Origin of the sequence: Sphingobacterium sp. MYb382, from assembly GCF_037572665.1 — a bacterium.
GTDB lineage: Bacteria > Bacteroidota > Bacteroidia > Sphingobacteriales > Sphingobacteriaceae > Sphingobacterium.
On the sequence record NZ_JBBGZT010000005.1, the window covers coordinates 13,643 to 31,473 of the forward strand.

Sequence of the window (17,831 nt, forward strand, 5' to 3'; positions counted from 1 at the left end):
TTGATATTTGGAGTAGCAAACTACTATCGCCTAATTATGAATATGTATGTCTTCAAGATAACTCGCCTCATCACTGTATTTGTATTGACTTTTTTGCTAGTACCTATTAAGGCACAAATAAAAACAGAGACAGAAATAGCAGACTCTTTGGTTCATATATATCAAGCTAAAAATGGCCCTGGAATAGCTGTAAAAGTCATTCGTGATGGAAAAACCATATATACAAAAGAGGTTGGCTTTGCAAACTTAGAGGATAGCACGCTGATTACGGCAGAAACACCTTTTCATATTGCTTCCGTATCGAAACAGTTTACTGCATTTGCCGCTTTGCTGCTCGAAAGCCGTGGTTTGTTATCTATGGATGATGACATCAAAAAATATCTTCCCGAATTAAAGGACTTACCGTTTACCGTGCGCTTAAGCCAACTCGCAAACCATACACATGGCTTTCCCAATACTTTTGAACTAGCACAGCTGATTGGTGTTAACCCAGATGAGGTAATGACGCATGGTAAAATGGTTAACATCCTTCTTAATCAGCGACAGCTGAATTTTGAACCAGGAAGCCAGTACCAATATAACAATACGGGTTTTACGTTATTGGCAGAAATTATAGAACGTGTATCGGGAATGCCATTTGCTAAGTTCGTTAAAAAGGAGATTTTCGACCCTTTACACATGGAAAACAGCGTCGTTTTTGATGACAACAGCCTTATTGTTCCTAACAAGGCCTATGCCTACCGAAAGACAAAAAGTGGTTATGCAAAAACCCCTTACAACTATACCGTTGTTGGAGGTTCGGGCATCAATACGACATCTACGGATTTGGCTTTATGGGCGCTCAACTTTGAAGAAGCTAAAATAGGTAATACCGCTATTTTTGAGAAGATGAAAAAGCCAAGTTTGCTTAATGATGGCACGGAGATACCTTATGGGCTGGGTTTGGAAACAAAAAGCTACCGCGGGCTTGACCTTATTTTTCACGGTGGTGGTGATGCGGGCTACCGCTCCTACTTGATGCGTATTCCGAAGCAGCATTTCACGGTTGTCATCTTAGGCAATTTAGAATCTTTTAATCCCTTAGATCTTGCTTTTGGACTTACAGACTTATATCTGCATGAGCACATGAGCCCAGCTGCAGAAACCGTTAAGCCTAAATATAGCACAGCTGATTTACAAAAATGGGCAGGCAATTATGAAATATTCCCAGGTTCTTTCTTTACGCTACTAGCGAAAGACGATGGACTGTTTATCCAACCCTTTGGACAACAAGAAAACTATGCACTACCCGTTGAAGGCGATGGTATTTTCACCTATCCTTATGCTGCACATAGCAAATTTGTATTTGACAAGAAGGGGCTTCATTGGCATTTTTCCGATTTTTCCTATCTATGTACAAAAGTCAACATACACCTACCTAAGACTGTTGTGCGAGAAGATTTTATAGGTACCTTTTGGAATGAGAGCTTACACACGGCTTATACGTTGACGGTTAAAGATGGCGAGCTCGTTGCTAGCCATGCACTAAATTCGGCTATTACTTTGCATCCCTTAGCTAAAGACACTTTTTATGCGACAGCGGGATTCTTTGGTAAGGTTGAATTTAAGCGGAACAAGCAGGGAAGAGTCACTTCGCTCCTTTTATCAGGGCAAAATATCAATAGGTTTCCTTTTATAAAAGTAAAGTAGACTCTTTGCGATTAAATGGTTCCCGTGATGGCTAATCAAAATAGGTATTCTTCGTTAGGTTCAGCTCTAACACCTCGTCCTTTCGTTGAATTTTAATGGCTATCGTATCTAGATCCTTTTCAATCCTATTTAACAAATAATGGCATGCCTGCTCACTAGAAAGGTTTTGCAAATCAATAGCATTTATACTTAGAATTTGATCACCAACTTGAAGAGTTTGCTGATCTTTAAAAACGGAGACAACCTTTGGTTTATTCTCTTCGAAAAGGTATTCAAAGCCAAATGACTTGAACTCTATTTTACTTTTTTTAATACGCTTGAGATAAATTTTATTATTCTTCCAATCTAGGATATAAGAAAAGTCTTTTAGAAAATCATTACCGATTAAATTTGACGTTCCTGTTGTAGCTCTTTCCTCATCTAAATTAGCTTTATCAAAATGCAACTGATTCGTCCTGAATAAGTAGCCAATATCAGCCTTTGCCGTGCCATAAGCGCCTACAGAAGCAGCTCCATACATTTCTATATAGTCGATTGCCTTATTGACTTGGAAATACTTCCTCTCCACTTTAAATCGCCCCGTATAGCCCGTATCAAAGGTAAAGCTTAAGTTTTTACCAAAGATGTTCGACTTGATATAGGGCGTTTTCTGGTTTGAAGTCTCAAACGGGAGCACCATATCATAACCCGTAAGGTCAAAATTACGCAGGTCATCAGTAGCTTGCGCACTATTATCGTTATAATTTACTTGCCAAAATAGTTTAGCCATCTGGTTGGCTCCTAGGATACCATCAATTTTAAAACATCCGAATACAGATTTATGTAGATCGAGTACTACTGCTCCAATATCGGTAAAGGAGAGACCACCAAGCTGCATATCGGGCAGAACCGTAAAAACTTGTTCGCTTTTGTTATTCTGCGAGTCAGAAACCTTGCCTTCGTGTACTGGTTTAAGCCCCAATCGTTCATAGATGGCATTGGAAATGACAGTAGGCGCCCCTGAGTCAAATAGGAAAATGTACGACTCTCCACCGATGGTCACCTCTACTAAAGGTAAACCATTCGTCAATCGGACAGAAAGCTGCTCGTTGAGGCCTTTTCCCTTGGTATTTTGTGTTGAAAATTCATTTAGCTTCACAGTCCCTTTTTCGAAAAACTTCTTTCCTTGCCCGAATGCTAAATGTGTAGACAATAGTGCGATACATAACCATCCGATTTTTTTCATACAATATACGTGCTCAGGTTTATCAAAAAAGATCATATTCCATGCGTTAACAAAGAAGTATGAGCTTGTTAATTTTCAAACCTAATATAGACATTTGGACTAAACAGTTATTACCTCTGCGGAAAAAATAATTCATATGGATAAAGATTATCCTTTTTTATGCTTCCTACTTTATCAAAAACATGAGCAAACTATCTATCAATCCATTCCCTAAAAGCAGCCGTTGCACTTTGGCTCGTCTTGAGGAGCACATCATATCCTTTTACTTTTGCTGCTAATGTATTTTTAGTATAGCGCTCTATCCGTTCTATATGCTGCTTATTTAGTAAAACAGCTCTGTTTATTCTAAAAAAATCATTTGGGTTTACTTGGTCTTCCATTTCCTTCAGTGTAGCTACTGTCAATGGGTGTCGCTTTCCATTTCCATCATAAGCAGAGACGAGACCATCTTGTGCCTCAAAAAAAACTATATAACTTGCATTTAAGAAATAGAGTCCTTGGCGGCTATTGATTGTAAAGCGTTGCTTATATATATTTTCAGGAAGATGCTTCTTTAATAAAGTAGCCATATTATCCAGCCATTCTTGCTTATTCGGATCTGCATTTCGCAAGATTATAAACTTATCCCAAGCCTTCTGAAAGCGTTCATGAGAAAACGGTTTAAGTAGGTAAGCAATGCCATTACTTTCGAAAGCATCCATCCAAAACTGATCATAAGCTGTTGTAAAAATAATGGGACAAGAAATATTTACCTGACTATAAATTTCAAAAGCATTACCATCCAACAAGGCGATATCCGAAAATATTAAATCAACCTTGTTCGTATTTAAATATAAAATGGCCTCGGCGACCTGATCAATTTCTCCTACGATTTCCAAAGGGGTATCCAAGGCTTCTAAAAACCGCCTAAGCTTTTTTCGAGCAGGAATTTCGTCTTCAATAAGGAGTACTTTCAACATGTGTAACGTTATTAATAAAAGGAATGGAAACGGAAAATGTAGACTTAGATTCTGCTATAATAATCGATTGTTGCGTCAACAATCGATATTGTTCCTTCAGATTACCTAAGGCTCTTCCAGATGTTGGTTTCATCTTTCTTTTCAAATTTACAGTATTTGAAACGTAAATACGATCGCTCAACGTAACTGTTATAAAAACTGGATGCATTGCTGTTCCTAAATTATGTTGCACAGCATTCTCAATTAATAACTGTAAGGTTAAAGGTACGATAAAGCCCTCTGGAATCTCACCAGCGACCTTAAGTTGATACGCATCACCATATTTGTGGTGAATAAGTCTGAAATATTGTTGAGCAAAATCGAGCTCCTCCTCGATGTAAACGAGTTTCTTGTCTGCTCCTTGAAGCACATAGCGATAAATGTCGGCAAACTCATTTAAAAAGTCCGATGCTTTGTATTTATCCTCTTCAATCAATTGATCTAAAACATGGAGATTATTAAACAAAAAATGAGGATTCAATTGCGTCTTTAACTGATTGATTTTACTCTCAGCTAGCACTTCATTATACCTCAGAAACTGCTTTTGCTGTTTTTTACTACTTTGATAATAGTAATAGGCCAAAAAGAAACTTCCATAAATAAAGCCGTCCAGAAAATTCGAAAAAGTGGAAAGAATAAACGTGTTTCGGTTAAAATTACGAGCCACGGTATCAAATAGAAGTGCGATAGAAAACCCACTCACAAGCATAATAAGCATGTAGATAAGCAATGATACGGCAAATATTTTGAGCATGATATGCCGCTTAAAAACAGCGTCTTTCTGCCATCGGCGGATAAAGAAAAGAATGACCAAAAATAGTAATCCGGCATCAACTAAAGTTGCTAATGCTGCTTCAGGGGTAAATACGTACGCATCGATTACACGACGCACTGAAATGCGGGTATAAATCGACTGTACATAAGCAAACAGTAGAATAAAAAGCAGAAAATAACGGTGCTTATAGGTGTTGTACAACAGTTTCTTCATCGGGTCTATACCAAGTTACAAAAATAGTCCTTTAAAATTAAAGGACTATTTTTGTAAGCAATGGACTTTATTTTAACTGTTGCGGGAATGAAGCTATGGTATTTCCTTTTTCATCGAAGAAATCGAGCTTAGCATTGTTTTCTTTGTCTACGTAAAACATCGCACGTGGCATGCCTTTGTCGTCAAAGAGAAATAAACCATTATTTTGGCTCCTTGACTTGCCAAGCAGGATACGAGGTACCTCTCCAATAATACCTTCTTTTTCGTAGGCCTTATACTTTTCTTGCATGGCCTTTGGGTCTTTTTTACGAAGTTCTTGTAGCTCCTTCATAATGGCCATGGTGGTAGCTTGCGACTCTTTATGAGGGCGGTCATTAAAAGCGAGCGTACTACCAACGTAACGCTTATCTCCTTCTTGGTAATCCTGTGTAAGTAGTTGCATCACTTGGTCGCCATCATACTGATCGTAAGTTAAGGATAGCCCTGCTGAATGGCCCTTTTCCGTTTTCTTTCCGTCGTATATAAAGCCTCCACATTCGATACCGTCTTCATTGAAAAACAACATACCCGAACGTTTCTTACGTTCTTCATTGACCAAACGATCATTAACTTCAACTTTTCCATTTGGGAAACGGTCAACATTGGTAATTATCATTTTTACTGTACCATCTTTCTCTACGATATTGATACGCTCCACATCAATCTCGGCAAATCGTTGATTTCCGCTATTCTTGAAGGCTACTGTTAACATACAGAGTGTCCCTACGGCTGTTACAAGGGCAAATGTTCGCAAAAAAACTAATTCTTTATTCTTCATCTTCTTATAATTCATTTGTGCTAGTGCAAATTACTTGGAGGAAAAGACACAGAAAAGCCAAAAAGAAAGAAATAAGGAAAATAGTCAATAAGCCAAGGAAAAAATAAATTAAAAGGCAAAGCAATTGGGCTACGGGAAACCATAATGAAGGGAAACCATACATCCTTACTTTTAGGGCTGTTAAATAGAGTCTTTCAACACTAAAATCAACCTTCAAAAATCAAATGATACGAAGTCAAAAACAGATACGGTACGCCATCAGCACTATACTCCTTTGCGCTTCGCTAAGCGCTTGTCAATCTGTAACAGAAAGCTACAAACTATCTTTTCATGAAGACAATGAGGTTATTTCAACCGAGAATGGTATTCGCATTCCTCCAGGTTTATACGCCATCACCAAGGTGTCCGATGGGGATACTTTTTGGTGCATGGACGACAAGGGCGATAAGCTAAAAATACGTCTTATAGGTATTGATGCACCAGAACCACGGAACTACTTCAACAAGAAAGAACAACCGTTTGGTAGGGAGGCCAGTGCCTATGCCAAAGAGTTACTTAGCGACCAAGTTATTAAACTTTCGTTTGATGTAGACTCTATAGATCCCTTCGGCCGTACGCTCGCTTATGCTTACTTCACTGATGGAACATTTATCAACGAAAAAATTGTCAAAGATGGCTATGCGGTACTTATGACCATCGCTCCTAACGTCCAATATGAGGATGTTTTCGTCAAGGCACAACAACATGCTAAAGAAAATAAGTTAGGCCTTTGGGCTAAACCGGTAACAGAATAACAATCCTAAAGAACATCTTTCTTTAGGATTAACCATTCGACCGATGAATCGGAACATATAAATAAAAAAGGGGTAAACATCTTCAGCTACCTGAATTTGTTCCCCCTTTACATCAGGTTATTATAAAATATCTATTTCTTTACAGTGAGCTACGAGTTGTTCATTTTTTGAAAAGCCGAGCACATTCTTCATAATATTTAATCTTTTTTCAATACTACTCAAGCTGTTCGGCACGATGTCACGCTGTTGCAGGTAGTCGGACATTTCTTTTTGAGGCACCCCTTCGTACAATAACTTGATAATGTGTAAATCAAAAGGACTAAATTCATGTGAATTGTTCTCTTGAACTGCTTTCTTCACATCAGGCGATTGGTAAGTCTTGTTGTTGTAGACCGCCTGTATGGCTTCGCGCAGGTGTTGTCCATCACGTCGGCCTTTGCGTACCAATCCATCAATTTGGTTAGCTTTAAACATCTCCCCAATCTTGTGGGTACGATCTTTCGCGGTAAACACAATAACCTTAATATCGGGCTGAACGGTTTTAATAGCTTTAACGAGTGAAAGCCCATCTTTCAGCTCTTGTAAGCTTCCATCTTCTACAAACTCAATATCAGTAATTAATAGATCGTAGACTTGGTTGTCGCGAATTGAATTGTTAATCCAAGTTAACGCATGATCACAATAATGAACATATTTAACATCTTGAACACCGAGCTCTTTCAGGGTCGCTTGCAAGGAGAAGCTAACGACCTCATGATCCTCGGCAATAAGTACTTTATTGAACATAGTTTATCTTTTGTCATAACGGAATAGTAATCGTCACACGTAATCCCTTTCTCTCTTCACTGACAAAGATAATTTCACCTCCAATACTTTTTATACGGGAAACCGTACTGTGAAGACCTTTTCCTGATTTTTTTTTCTCAGGCATCCCTACGCCATTATCTTGATAAACAATTTCACGTAAGCCATCATGCTTACTAAAGCGAATGATTACCTGTTCTGCTTGGCTATGTTTATCCATATTCACCATGAGTTCCTGCAGCACATGCAGCAGTTCGCCTTGTTCACGTTTATTAAAACCATCCCATTGTTCGTCACCATTGCCCACAATAAGCACGCGTCGATAATCTCCGGCAAAAGACTTTAATAAATCAGCTAGGTGTTCACTATATAGAAGATCACTACTGGACTGCTCTTCCACGTCATGCGAAATATCGCGTGACTTTTGGTACATACCATCCAATTTATCGAGCAAATCTTCTTTATCAAAAGCACCTTTATACTCAATCTCCGTCATCACCCTGTAGATGCCGTTAGCCACGACATCATGAATCTTTTTCGATAAATGTAGCTGCGTTTCTTTAAGCTTATTGGCAGCTTCAAGCGCCATACGCTGTTTACGTTTTTTAAAAAAAAGTAAAACAGCTACTAATACAAGAATAAGTGCAATAATACCTATGGTTTGCTTAAATAAACGCGCTTCTTTCTTTTCATTGTCTTGCTCTAGCACTAGGTTTCTAAGCTTGCTTTTTTCCGATTCATACCGGATTAAGGCGAATTGATTTTTAGCTTTCGTGCGTGCATTTTGGATGCTATCATTTAAAGCTAAATATGTGGGCAGGTAGGTCGTTGCATAAGCTGGTCCCGACTGAATAAGCCCTCTTAAAGCTTTCAACCGATCATTAGGACTATTTATTTTTGTAGCAATTTCATAATGTTTTTCTGCATAATAAATTGCAGAATCAAATGCTACATCTTGATAATATGTATAAAGAGTACTATAACTTGAGTTTTGTCCCCATAAATCTTTTTTTTGTTCCCTAATTCTTAATGCCTCATTATACAATGGAAGAGGATTATAGGTTTTCGACATTAATGATTTAACCTTAGCGAGGTTACTCAAGAATTTTGCGTAGTTCACAGATCCTACATTAGTTTCAGAAACTAGAACTTCTAACAATTCAATTGATTCACGATAACGCATAGAATTGCGCAAACTTATGGCGAGATTATTTCTGTAAAGAAGTTTATTTTCAGGATTTGTAGAATACTGAATCGCTAAATTATAGTAAGAAATTGCTTGTTCAAATTGTCCCATATCATCTGTAGCATTCGCAATCGTATTATATACAGAAGCTAAAAGCTCATTTGATTTTTTGCTCTTGACATCCAAATATTTTAGAGCTTCTAAGGATGTTTCCTGAGCACCAAAAAAATCACTCCACTCATACTGATTAATCGCCATATCGATTAAACAGCGCGCCACATTTACACTATCACCAACTAGTATAAATTGTTCTTTTGCTTTATCGAAGTAATAGAATGAACTGTCTAATTGTCCTTTTTCTAATAAAGAAATTGCTTTTTTTTGAAATTCACTATTTACAGGTTTTGTCTCCACAGGTTTCCTATCGGAGCAAGAAAAAAAGACACAAAGAAAAAAAATAGGGGCGATAAAATATTTAAGCACGACTTAAGTTTTTACCTAAAGTATTACTTTTTCTAAAATAATGCAATTATAAAAAAAGGAGCAGGCAAGCCTACTCCTTTTTCCATATTACTTTCTTGGTGGTCTGACATTGCCCTTCTCACCACCATCATTATCATCGTCGTCTCCTCCTGGGTTTTGATTGTAGCCAACGCTTGTCGTTTGCATGGTTGGATGACTTGCAGGTGTTTGGTTAGGTTGACCGATTCCAAATAAAAGATATAAAATTAAACTCCACATAATTCAAAAAATTAGAATGTTAAAAACTGCGTAGCTCCGCATGCTCCGTGCATGGGTTTACCACATTGTTTTCAGAAGGCCTTCTGAATTTTTTGGGAAGTGAGGAGCTTCCGGTATGATCATTCTTAGCTGCTTCCCAAACCGGCTAAGGACAATCACACGTTCCACTCATTTTGAAATCGTACTGCTAGCGTTGTGTTTTTTTATTAAGCGCTATCGTCTGATTTCGAAACAAACATAGGGACAGACAAACAGCTAAGCAGCAAACATTTCCGTTCTTTACGCTATTGCGGGTTTATTTCCTGTTTTGCGGGTGTTTTTCCGGTGAATCGGAAAATAAAAAAGGAGTTTTAGGTTACGGTTTTCCGTAATTTACAGTTAGTAGATTGCTATATTTTTGTACTAATGGAACCATTCGAGAAATTTCAAAATGCCGTAAAGGAGGCATACTTATTACAACATCAAGAAGATAAATTAGATTATCGATTGATGAGTCCATCTCCGGCAAATTTGCGACATTATAGTAAAGAAAGGCTAGAGCAAAATTTAACTAATGAGGACTTAGCAGTTTTAGCGGCTTATTATGGATCAACTAATAAATATGAAGATATTTCGCTTGCGATAAAAAAAACAGACAATGATAAGCTAAGAAAATTACAAAATTTTTTAAATGGAACAACTGCAAATGCAAATGAAATCACCACCAAACTGTTGGCTATATTAATTGATTTTCAACCACGCCCTTTCAATAGAAAATATTGGACTGATAATTTTAATCCAGAATCGGGTGGAGAATACATTGATACAGAAATAAGTTCAAATCATGGAGAAAATTCTTCATCTGAGGAAAATATAGAAGAGGTTATATCTCCTCTACCTATTGAGGAAGAAAATCAAGATAATCCAACACAAAAAACAGATGTAGAAAAGACTGAAGGAGCGAAAAAACCAGAGCGGCCTTACTTTCTGCATAAAATCATCAACTGGTTAAAAGAAAAAAAACATCAGCTCTTTATTGCTGCACCAGCTACACTTGTTCTATCATTGAGCAGTGGCTATTTTATGACGAAGAAGGATTGTATGTGTTGGAATGGAGAAAAATATGTGGAGGTAAATTGTAAAGATAAACAACATGCTAATTCTGTAATTGCACTAGACATTGAGAAGCTAAATTCTTTCCAAAAAATAATGCGGGAAGACACCTTAAGTAATAAGGATATTGGGAAAATATGGTATTCAAAAATCAATCATGAGGTAGAGTTTTTCACGAATGCAGGACATCACCCTGTACACAACAATAAATCACTACGTGCTGCCACCGCGCATATCATTCAAAACTATGTACTAAACAAAGCCAACAGACATGTGGCTATAGATAGTCTTCAAATAAATAATAATGAAAAATAAGCTTAAATATATTCTACTCGTATTCACTCTTTCTTTATTGGTTGGAAAGCTATCTGCGCAAATACAATATGCAACAACAGCGGAAGGTAAAAAAGTAATTTTAAAAGCGAACGGCACTTGGGAATATGCAGAGTCAAAAGCTTCTTCCATGAATCAGCTGCGCTCCATAAAAAACGCTTCTAGTTCCCATACGACAACAGCAAGTTCGAGTAGCCGTGGTTCATCTGCTCGCTCCATAAAAAGCTCTTCTAGCCCCCATACAACAACTGCTAGTTCGAGTAGTCGTAGTTCATCCTCGCGCTCTTATACACGAGGTCCTCGAGGTGGTTGTTACTATATCAATAGTAATGGCGGAAAGACCTATGTAGATCGGAGCATGTGTAACTAAAAAGGAAAACAGATCTCAGCTCTACCCACATTCACTTATTTCCAATACAACTAAATCGCTATCACAAAGATTACTTATTATAAAAAATGCAATAATAAAAAAGGAGCAGGCAAGCCTACTCCTTTTTCCATATTATTTTTTAGGCGGCCTGATGTTACCTTTGTCACCACCAACACCATCTTCATTATCTTCATCATCACCTCCTGGGTTTTGATTGTCGCCAACGCTTGTCGTTTGCATGGTTGGATGACTTGCAGGTGTCTGCGCGGGATGACCAATCCCAAATAAAAGGTATAAAATTAAACTCCACATAATTAAAATAAATAAAATATAAAACTGGTTAATCCCCATACATCATATATGGGATTATTATTTTCTAATAACAGCAATTATTATCTACTAAGAATTATTTTTCAATTGGCTCTTTATTCACCTATCTTATAGATTAGTGCAGATTAAATTAACCTACCCACGGACAAGCATCACATAACGTAAAAATAAAAGCAATAATTGTTTAATAATTTAAGTTCTTAAAGCTAAGAAAAATAATATAAGCGGCTAATTATTTTACTATTAAAAAATTGGTTTCCTCCTTTGTTTTTATTGAATAAAACTAGGGTCACTTAAGGTTTTGATAAACGCTATAATAGCAGATTTCTCTTGTTCGTTGAGTGGAATTCGATTTGCATTAGCTTTCAATAGAGGGTCAAGATTATCTGCTGCCAAAACACCCTTATCGAAATAATCCAAAACCTCTTTCAGGGTAGCAAACTGACCGAAACTACCGTATGGAGCCGTGTATTCCGCATTACGAAGGGAAGGCACACGAAAGCGCATGTAATCTGTAGCCAGCCCCGTTACGCGTGCACGTCCCGCCTCCTCCGTACTAGGATTCATAGGAAAACCGACATTTCTAAAGCTCTGATCTGTAAAAAGTTCACCGCTATGGCAGCTTCCACATTTCAGCTGAAAAAGCTGAAAGCCACGTTCCTCTAGCTCTGTAAAATGTACCCCTTCGCCTCTTTTCACCTTATCGTACTTGCTATTTGCCGATATCAAGGTATACTCATATTGAGCAATACTTTTATAAATGCGTTCAGGGGTTATGGCAGCATCACCAAAGGCCTTGCGGAATAAATCCTTATAAGCCATATCTTCCTGTATTTTACCGATGACCTCTAAAATAGAAGAGTTCATTTCCTCATGTGTAATAATAGGTACCAGTGGCTGCTTCTCCAATTGAACCATATTGCCATCCCAGTTGAATACCTTCATAAAGGCAAGATTCTGCACTGGCGGCGTATTGCGCATGCCGACACGTTCGTAAATACCCACAGCTTGCTTCTTGCCATCCGCAAAGGCATTCGCCGGATTATGGCAGCTCGCACAAGAGATGGTATTATTACCACTGAAGCGTTTTTCATTAAACAGCATTTCGCCTAGTGCTACCCCATATTGTGTAGGCCTGTTATCTTTCACAAAAGCGTTCAACTCTGGAAAGCCAAAAGGTATAGCCAAGTCTAGTTCGGGATTTGTTTCGGACGGTTCCGCGATATCATCTTTGGAACAGGCATAAAAACAGCCGACAAGTACAAAAAGAGCCAAAAGCTTTTTCATGCGTGCAATCGTTAAAAATAAGGCCAGTGCTACGCTTTCACGCAGACTGGCCCTATGCATTATATTAATTTGTTACTTTACTGATTGAGAATATACCCGAAATATCACTACTCCCGTTTCCACCGAGGTTATCTACATAGATGACCATTTGTGCAGCGGTGTGCGCGCTTGGTGTCGCATTGCCAGCACCAATGGTGATGGTATTCGTCTTTCCACTTAAAAGCTTATCAAAGTCCGCATTAATGGTGATGATGGGGGCATTTTTCCCTACCGCAGCAAGGCTTGGAAGCGTCAGCGTAATATCGCGGTACGCATTCACTCCAGGCACATAGCTTGCTGGGTCATCAGCAGTACCCTGGACCGTGCTGCCGGTATGGATAGATAACGTTTTATTGTCGTTTTCATAAAAACCTTCTAGCTTGGTGAAGCGAAAGCCTGTTCCCCACTCCCAGTGCATCTTAGTATCGTTAGCACCCGCCTCAGCATAAAACTTAGGGAAGCGCACCTGATCCAACAGGTTTAGCTCAGGCTTAACGCCCAAACCGAATTTCAATTGCTTATACTCTCCGACAGGTATATTGCTCAAAATATAATCTAAAGTTTGTGGCTTCGCCTGATTGATGACGGTAGCTCCTTTATCTAAATCGTTAATATTATAAGGGAACTCACTACCATCGGCTTTTATCAATCGAATGTTACTGATGACATATTTAAGTTCCGAAAAATGATGAATCTGCCCTTTTGCAGAAGTATTCGTTGTCGCCGTTGTGGCATTGGCATCCCCCAAGATGATTGTTGTGTTTTTAAAGGTATTGTCAAAATGTAGGGTCATATTATTTGCTACAGGTTCGCTATCCTTACTACAAGATGCCAAACCGGCAACAGTTGTTATTAATAGAGCGTATTTCGCTAATGTTTTCATGTTTAATTGTTCTTTTAAATGCTTGCTTATTGCTGTTAGAAACAGCTTACTTTATTTTTTTTTGTTATCGTGCTATCCCACAAGCGGAGGCGGCACAAAAATTTCCAAGCTAGGCGCATGGTAACCGACTTCTTGATGCGGAATCTCCTGTATTGGAAGCTCCACTATGCTCATGGCGGCATCAAATTCGATACGTGCCGTAGGCAGCATATCACCACGCAGAAAAACATGTAGAAAGGCGACATCCGTGCTGTCTGCTTTTTGCAATTGCTTCCGGAGGTGACATTCTCCATGACAGTTTCTGGCGGGAGTTTTCTTATTTTCACAAAAGCGCTCCTCAATAGCTGCCTGGTTGAGCTTAAAATGCAAGATGATAATCCCTTGTCGAAAACCAATCAACAGCGATAATAGCATCAAGAATATACTAAAGCTCCTTTTCATCTCCTCTAAAAATTCACTTTCAGCGATGTAAAAATATTCCGTCCCATGCGTGGGATATTGCCCCAATCAGCATAAGTCGTGTAGTATTTGTTTAGCAGATTTTCTACCCCTATTTGAAGAACGGCTTCATATTTTTTGAAACGTAGCTTGTAGTCTCCTGAAATATTAACAATATTAAAAGCCGCTGTCAGATGTTCTCCATACTCAGGGCTATAATCTTGATGCGAGAAATCCCCATTCACCGAAGCTTGGAGGCCAAAGTTACCTTCCATAAAATGAAGTCCTGTTTGGTAGCTTAAGGGACGGATAAAAGGTAAATTTCCATTTTTATTATCCGTAGCCCGCGCGTAAGTAACGGTACCATTCCAATGCAAATGCGTTAAAATATCGTAGTTAGCCTTAAGAGATAAATTAAAAATTTTCGCATAATCTAACGACGTGTAGCCCTTCACACCTACTGATTGGTAGTTCATGGGGCTTCCTAAACTAAGAATCTTACCGACGATATAGTTTTGAATATGGAAGTAGTTTGCTTTAGCTTGAATACCTAGTCTGTCGAGTTTAACACCGACACTAGCATTAGCCTCATAAGAGATTTCATTTTTCAAATCGGGATTACCGATATAGTCGTAACGATCAAAGCTATTGTAAATATAATACCCATAACCTTCAGAAACAGAAGGCGCACGATGGCCATAGGCAGCACCTACCGAAAAGTCGAACATATTCACTTGACGACTGTAGTTAGCATGCACGGATGGAAGGAAACGTGTCTTTTCTTGCGGCGTACCGGGATAGAAAATCCAGTTGAACTCCACATATTTAGACCGGTTGTAATGACTCCCTAAGGAACCACCAAGGCTAACCTGGCTATCTTCCGAAAGCTGCCAGTTATTATCCATGGAAAGGCCGACATAACGCGTGGTAACCCAAGGCCAGGTATAGGCGAACATGGTCTTTTTGCTTCGATCTTGTGGGTACATCGTCATCTCCGCAATAGACAGGTTGTCGTAGGCATTAAGCTGTACATCGGCGCTATAATTGCCACTTTTCAGATGTACTTTCGACAGCAATCCATAGGTGGTGCTCCACCCTGGCATATCCATATGAACCAAATTTTCAGGACGCTTGGTATCATCCATATAATGCTCCACGGCATTGAAATACACTTTGCTGTCCCACACTTTGACGAGCCCTTCTTCAAACAATTGCTTGTAGCTAGCCGAGGTAATAATCGCGCGCGACAGCCATAAATCCATCGGCAATGCCGGAAACCCCACATTGTTGGCTTGGTCATAAATAGCATCTACACGAACCGAAGATAGCGGACTAACTTTGTAGGCTAAACCCAACGATGTATTGAACTTGGTATATTGAGAATGGTTCACCGTACTGTTGTTACCGTCTTTATAGTTTTCAGCTTTCCGCAAAGCGATACTAGCATCTGCAACAAAGCGATCACCGGAATAGGAAAGGTTTCCTAAATTAAAAAACTGCTTATTGTTAAACTCAAACCCCGATTGGTAAGCCCCTTCCCATTTCTTTTCTAAGCCGAAGGGGGTACTTTTACGTTTCAAGTCGATACTACCGGCAACTGTTGCACCGTGTAAGCTTCCTTTTTGTCCTGATGCAATCGTGATGGTCGACAAGTTGTTACTCTCTACATAAGATGTCACGGGATCCATTTTATCGGTACATGCACCGAAAATATGCATACCATCGATGGTAATTGATGAACGCTCCGTACTCATGTTGTTAAGCAGAGGCTCCCAAGCATAAGCACCTCTTTTAATGAAACTAATCTGATCGGAAGAGGCCAAAAACTCGTCTACAGATACCGCCATCTTCAAATCGGATTCTATTTTGCGATTCGCCAAGGCCCGCACTTTTAGCTCCTTAATTACTTTCACACTATCGGCCTGTTCGTAGTGCTTTTGGGCATATATAGACTTCCCAAAGGCTAAAAATAAAAAGGCAAAGCCTATCTCTTTCTTCATCTTAAAATAGTGTATCAATAAATAATTCACTTTTCGCTCCTGCTACGCCGGGTGTAAAATCATGAGACACCTGCGTTCCTTTCAGTATCCGCCCCTCTTTATTAAGCAGGATAAAATTCAAGGTCCAATTGCCCGTCATAGTATAGTTGACGACACCATGATATAGCCCATCGTCTTTCTGTGTGAGGTCTTCATTATTGGGCGATGAGTGGTTGCCCATAGACGGTTCAGGCATACGCGGATCCAGCTGTAGCGTGTAGCCTTTTACTTCGCTATAGGAAAATTGTGTAGGGTCCGGAAAAGTACCTGCTACACTTGTCGGCTTGTCCCATTTATAAATTCCTGCCAGCAACGCATTGCTCGCTACTTTAGGCTTTTGTGGAGCGATGAGCGCAATAACATACTGTTCATCATCCTTACCCACGAAGGAAGTCATATTGAGGTTTTTATTCGGCTGCGCCTGAATAGAAACGGCTTGTTTTACGGTATAAACTTTATCTGCAATGGTAAAGCCGATATAAAGATCCCAGCTACCAGCGCTACCACTTTCCTCCGTAAAGACGGAATATCCAGCAAAATACCCTTCACTAGTTAAATAAGGCATTGTATAACGATGTGGACAGGAAGTCTGCTGCCCTGCTGCTCCCGTGCGGATAGGTAGGAACGTAACGGCTGAAGGCACTACTTGTTCCTTGTTTTGACCTTTCGTGACAACCAAGCGGATTTCATTATACCCTTTGTAAAAGGTACCATTGAGAGCGTCAATATGGATGCGATAGCCATCTTGCTCTATTGCGATGGCTTCTTTAAACTCATTATGCTCTGGCACAACGGTTTCTATTTCCTTTTCATAATCTGTTTTGCCCTTTGTGCAAGATAGCACCGTAAAGCATAATACGGTGAGAAAAACTAATATTTTCTGCATTACTTAGTACTTATTGTAAAAAAATAGGATTTTGCTAAGAAGCAGCTTACCGTCCTGCGGGAAGCACGAACGTATCAAAGAAAACAAGGTCTATCTAGTCGTTTATCTGGTATAACGTTTACTTAAGACCATACATACTACGTATAGCTAAGCCGTTTAACGCTGGGCAAACCATGAACACCAAGACAAAAATCTTCTCGAAAAAATAAGCTGCAAAGGTTAAACCTTAAGCGATTGGAGGGCGGAAAACAGTATTTGTATAGTCAAATAGATAATCAGCCGTATAGTGTGGAAAGGACTGATTGGCGATTTCTTCATAAGAAGGATAAGAAACAAAAACAGTATGCTCTTTATGGAGATAGAGCGCGCTGTACTCATAGACCACCATGTTCTTCTTTGTTTCTTGCTTTTCTTTTTCTTTAATTCGCTTCATCAGCACACACTGACCATTACAATGCAATGCTGGGCGATCTTTATTAATACATTTAGCAAGATACTCAGGCAGGTGTATTTGGTAATCCAAAGTCATCACACTGCGGTAAAATGATTGCAGTGTCAAAGCGACTAGTAATACACAAATACTAAAGGTTCTCAAGGGTATTGTTTTTTATTTTCTATACTCTGCACCAAATATACAACAAAGGCCTTCATAAAAAAAATTCGACATGGTTTATTACATTTATTATGCTTATATTTAAGATAATAAGATTACCTACTATATGGTAAACAAAGCGGAGCCTTTAAATTAGCGCTAAAGATTATTCTAAAACGTTAAGCATGCTTATTTGTAACTCAGCATAAAGACTCCTTAAAAACGTAACCTACTATTGTACTTAAAATCCACAGATTAGCGAATAGCACTGTAAGACAGTTATATTTTAGCTAGATTTTC

The 17,831-nt window shown here is 38.9% G+C and carries 17 protein-coding genes; 4 read left to right on the forward strand and 13 right to left on the reverse strand.

What is annotated here, in order from left to right; genetic code table 11:
- Positions 1 to 36 precede the first annotated feature (36 nt).
- Positions 37 to 1,689 carry a serine hydrolase domain-containing protein gene (locus WH223_RS00085; RefSeq protein WP_340045477.1) on the forward strand — a complete coding sequence of 551 codons (1,653 nt, stop codon included), beginning with the start codon at positions 37 to 39 and terminating at the stop codon, positions 1,687 to 1,689.
- Positions 1,690 to 1,720: 31 nt separating this feature from the next.
- Here the strand turns inward: WH223_RS00085 and WH223_RS00090 are convergent, their stop codons facing one another.
- From WH223_RS00090 to WH223_RS00105, 4 genes are all read right to left on the reverse strand, one after another.
- Positions 1,721 to 2,914 carry an aspartyl protease family protein gene (locus WH223_RS00090; RefSeq protein WP_340045478.1) on the reverse strand — a complete coding sequence of 398 codons (1,194 nt, stop codon included), beginning with the start codon at positions 2,912 to 2,914 and terminating at the stop codon, positions 1,721 to 1,723.
- Between the two features lie 191 nt (positions 2,915 to 3,105).
- Complete coding sequence (locus tag WH223_RS00095) at positions 3,106 to 3,873, reverse strand: LytR/AlgR family response regulator transcription factor (RefSeq protein WP_340045479.1); 768 nt, start codon at positions 3,871 to 3,873, stop codon at positions 3,106 to 3,108.
- Positions 3,851 to 4,900 (reverse strand): sensor histidine kinase, encoded by a 1,050-nt coding sequence (locus WH223_RS00100; protein WP_340045480.1) that lies wholly within the window; start codon positions 4,898 to 4,900, stop codon positions 3,851 to 3,853. Before WH223_RS00100 ends, WH223_RS00095 begins: the two co-directional genes overlap by 23 nt.
- Positions 4,901 to 4,967: 67 nt before the next feature.
- Entirely contained in the window at positions 4,968 to 5,717 is a 750-nt protein-coding gene (locus tag WH223_RS00105; RefSeq protein ID WP_340045481.1) for a hypothetical protein, read from the reverse strand.
- A gap of 224 nt (positions 5,718 to 5,941) precedes the next feature.
- Between WH223_RS00105 and WH223_RS00110 the strand changes: the two genes are divergently transcribed.
- Positions 5,942 to 6,511: a thermonuclease family protein gene (locus WH223_RS00110; RefSeq protein ID WP_340045482.1), complete on the forward strand. Its 570-nt coding sequence runs from the start codon at positions 5,942 to 5,944 to the stop codon at positions 6,509 to 6,511.
- Positions 6,512 to 6,631: 120 nt separating this feature from the next.
- Here the strand turns inward: WH223_RS00110 and WH223_RS00115 are convergent, their stop codons facing one another.
- Together WH223_RS00115 and WH223_RS00120 are read right to left on the reverse strand one after the other, a co-directional pair.
- Positions 6,632 to 7,297 carry a response regulator gene (locus WH223_RS00115; protein ID WP_340045483.1) on the reverse strand — a complete coding sequence of 222 codons (666 nt, stop codon included), beginning with the start codon at positions 7,295 to 7,297 and terminating at the stop codon, positions 6,632 to 6,634.
- 13 nt (positions 7,298 to 7,310) lie between these two features.
- Entirely contained in the window at positions 7,311 to 8,984 is a 1,674-nt protein-coding gene (locus WH223_RS00120; RefSeq protein ID WP_340045484.1) for a tetratricopeptide repeat-containing sensor histidine kinase, read from the reverse strand.
- Positions 8,985 to 9,647: 663 nt separating this feature from the next.
- Here WH223_RS00120 and WH223_RS00125 point away from each other — a divergent pair.
- Together WH223_RS00125 and WH223_RS00130 are read left to right on the forward strand one after the other, a co-directional pair.
- Positions 9,648 to 10,649, forward strand: coding sequence for a hypothetical protein (locus WH223_RS00125; RefSeq protein WP_340045485.1), 1,002 nt, complete (start codon positions 9,648 to 9,650; stop codon positions 10,647 to 10,649).
- On the forward strand, positions 10,639 to 11,037 hold the full coding sequence (locus WH223_RS00130) for a hypothetical protein (protein ID WP_340045486.1): 399 nt from the start codon (positions 10,639 to 10,641) through the stop codon (positions 11,035 to 11,037). The genes WH223_RS00125 and WH223_RS00130 overlap by 11 nt, the downstream gene beginning before the upstream one ends.
- Positions 11,038 to 11,169: 132 nt before the next feature.
- Here the strand turns inward: WH223_RS00130 and WH223_RS00135 are convergent, their stop codons facing one another.
- The 7 genes from WH223_RS00135 to WH223_RS00165 all read right to left on the reverse strand — a co-directional run bounded on the left by WH223_RS00135 (position 11,170) and on the right by WH223_RS00165 (position 17,498).
- Entirely contained in the window at positions 11,170 to 11,349 is a 180-nt protein-coding gene (locus WH223_RS00135; protein ID WP_340045487.1) for a hypothetical protein, read from the reverse strand.
- A 288-nt stretch (positions 11,350 to 11,637) separates the two neighbouring features.
- Positions 11,638 to 12,654, reverse strand: coding sequence for a cytochrome-c peroxidase (locus WH223_RS00140; RefSeq protein WP_340045488.1), 1,017 nt, complete (start codon positions 12,652 to 12,654; stop codon positions 11,638 to 11,640).
- Between the two features lie 64 nt (positions 12,655 to 12,718).
- Positions 12,719 to 13,576: an MbnP family protein gene (locus tag WH223_RS00145; RefSeq protein WP_340045489.1), complete on the reverse strand. Its 858-nt coding sequence runs from the start codon at positions 13,574 to 13,576 to the stop codon at positions 12,719 to 12,721.
- A gap of 72 nt (positions 13,577 to 13,648) precedes the next feature.
- Positions 13,649 to 14,017 (reverse strand): hypothetical protein, encoded by a 369-nt coding sequence (locus tag WH223_RS00150; RefSeq protein ID WP_340045490.1) that lies wholly within the window; start codon positions 14,015 to 14,017, stop codon positions 13,649 to 13,651.
- A gap of 5 nt (positions 14,018 to 14,022) precedes the next feature.
- Positions 14,023 to 16,014, reverse strand: a complete 1,992-nt coding sequence (locus WH223_RS00155) for a TonB-dependent receptor (protein WP_340045491.1) — start codon at positions 16,012 to 16,014, stop codon at positions 14,023 to 14,025.
- Between the two features lies 1 nt (position 16,015).
- Positions 16,016 to 16,939, reverse strand: coding sequence for a hypothetical protein (locus tag WH223_RS00160; RefSeq protein WP_340045492.1), 924 nt, complete (start codon positions 16,937 to 16,939; stop codon positions 16,016 to 16,018).
- Between the two features lie 226 nt (positions 16,940 to 17,165).
- On the reverse strand, positions 17,166 to 17,498 hold the full coding sequence (locus tag WH223_RS00165) for a hypothetical protein (RefSeq protein WP_340045493.1): 333 nt from the start codon (positions 17,496 to 17,498) through the stop codon (positions 17,166 to 17,168).
- Between the last annotated feature and the right edge of the window lie 333 nt (positions 17,499 to 17,831).

Excerpts from the sequence above, each read along its gene's own strand:
- WH223_RS00160 (WP_340045492.1), bottom strand. The coding sequence starts at position 16,939 with ATGCAGAAAATATTAGTTTTTCTCACCGTATTATGCTTTACGGTGCTA.
- WH223_RS00125 (WP_340045485.1), top strand. The coding sequence starts at position 9,648 with ATGGAACCATTCGAGAAATTTCAAAATGCCGTAAAGGAGGCATACTTA.
- WH223_RS00100 (WP_340045480.1), bottom strand. The coding sequence starts at position 4,900 with ATGAAGAAACTGTTGTACAACACCTATAAGCACCGTTATTTTCTGCTT.
- WH223_RS00130 (WP_340045486.1), top strand. The coding sequence starts at position 10,639 with ATGAAAAATAAGCTTAAATATATTCTACTCGTATTCACTCTTTCTTTA.
- WH223_RS00140 (WP_340045488.1), bottom strand. The coding sequence starts at position 12,654 with ATGAAAAAGCTTTTGGCTCTTTTTGTACTTGTCGGCTGTTTTTATGCC.
- WH223_RS00095 (WP_340045479.1), bottom strand. The coding sequence starts at position 3,873 with ATGTTGAAAGTACTCCTTATTGAAGACGAAATTCCTGCTCGAAAAAAG.
- WH223_RS00155 (WP_340045491.1), bottom strand. The coding sequence starts at position 16,014 with ATGAAGAAAGAGATAGGCTTTGCCTTTTTATTTTTAGCCTTTGGGAAG.
- WH223_RS00085 (WP_340045477.1), top strand. The coding sequence starts at position 37 with ATGAATATGTATGTCTTCAAGATAACTCGCCTCATCACTGTATTTGTA.
- WH223_RS00110 (WP_340045482.1), top strand. The coding sequence starts at position 5,942 with ATGATACGAAGTCAAAAACAGATACGGTACGCCATCAGCACTATACTC.
- WH223_RS00090 (WP_340045478.1), bottom strand. The coding sequence starts at position 2,914 with ATGAAAAAAATCGGATGGTTATGTATCGCACTATTGTCTACACATTTA.
- WH223_RS00150 (WP_340045490.1), bottom strand. The coding sequence starts at position 14,017 with ATGAAAAGGAGCTTTAGTATATTCTTGATGCTATTATCGCTGTTGATT.
- WH223_RS00105 (WP_340045481.1), bottom strand. The coding sequence starts at position 5,717 with ATGAAGAATAAAGAATTAGTTTTTTTGCGAACATTTGCCCTTGTAACA.
- WH223_RS00135 (WP_340045487.1), bottom strand. The coding sequence starts at position 11,349 with ATGTGGAGTTTAATTTTATACCTTTTATTTGGGATTGGTCATCCCGCG.
- WH223_RS00145 (WP_340045489.1), bottom strand. The coding sequence starts at position 13,576 with ATGAAAACATTAGCGAAATACGCTCTATTAATAACAACTGTTGCCGGT.
- WH223_RS00115 (WP_340045483.1), bottom strand. The coding sequence starts at position 7,297 with ATGTTCAATAAAGTACTTATTGCCGAGGATCATGAGGTCGTTAGCTTC.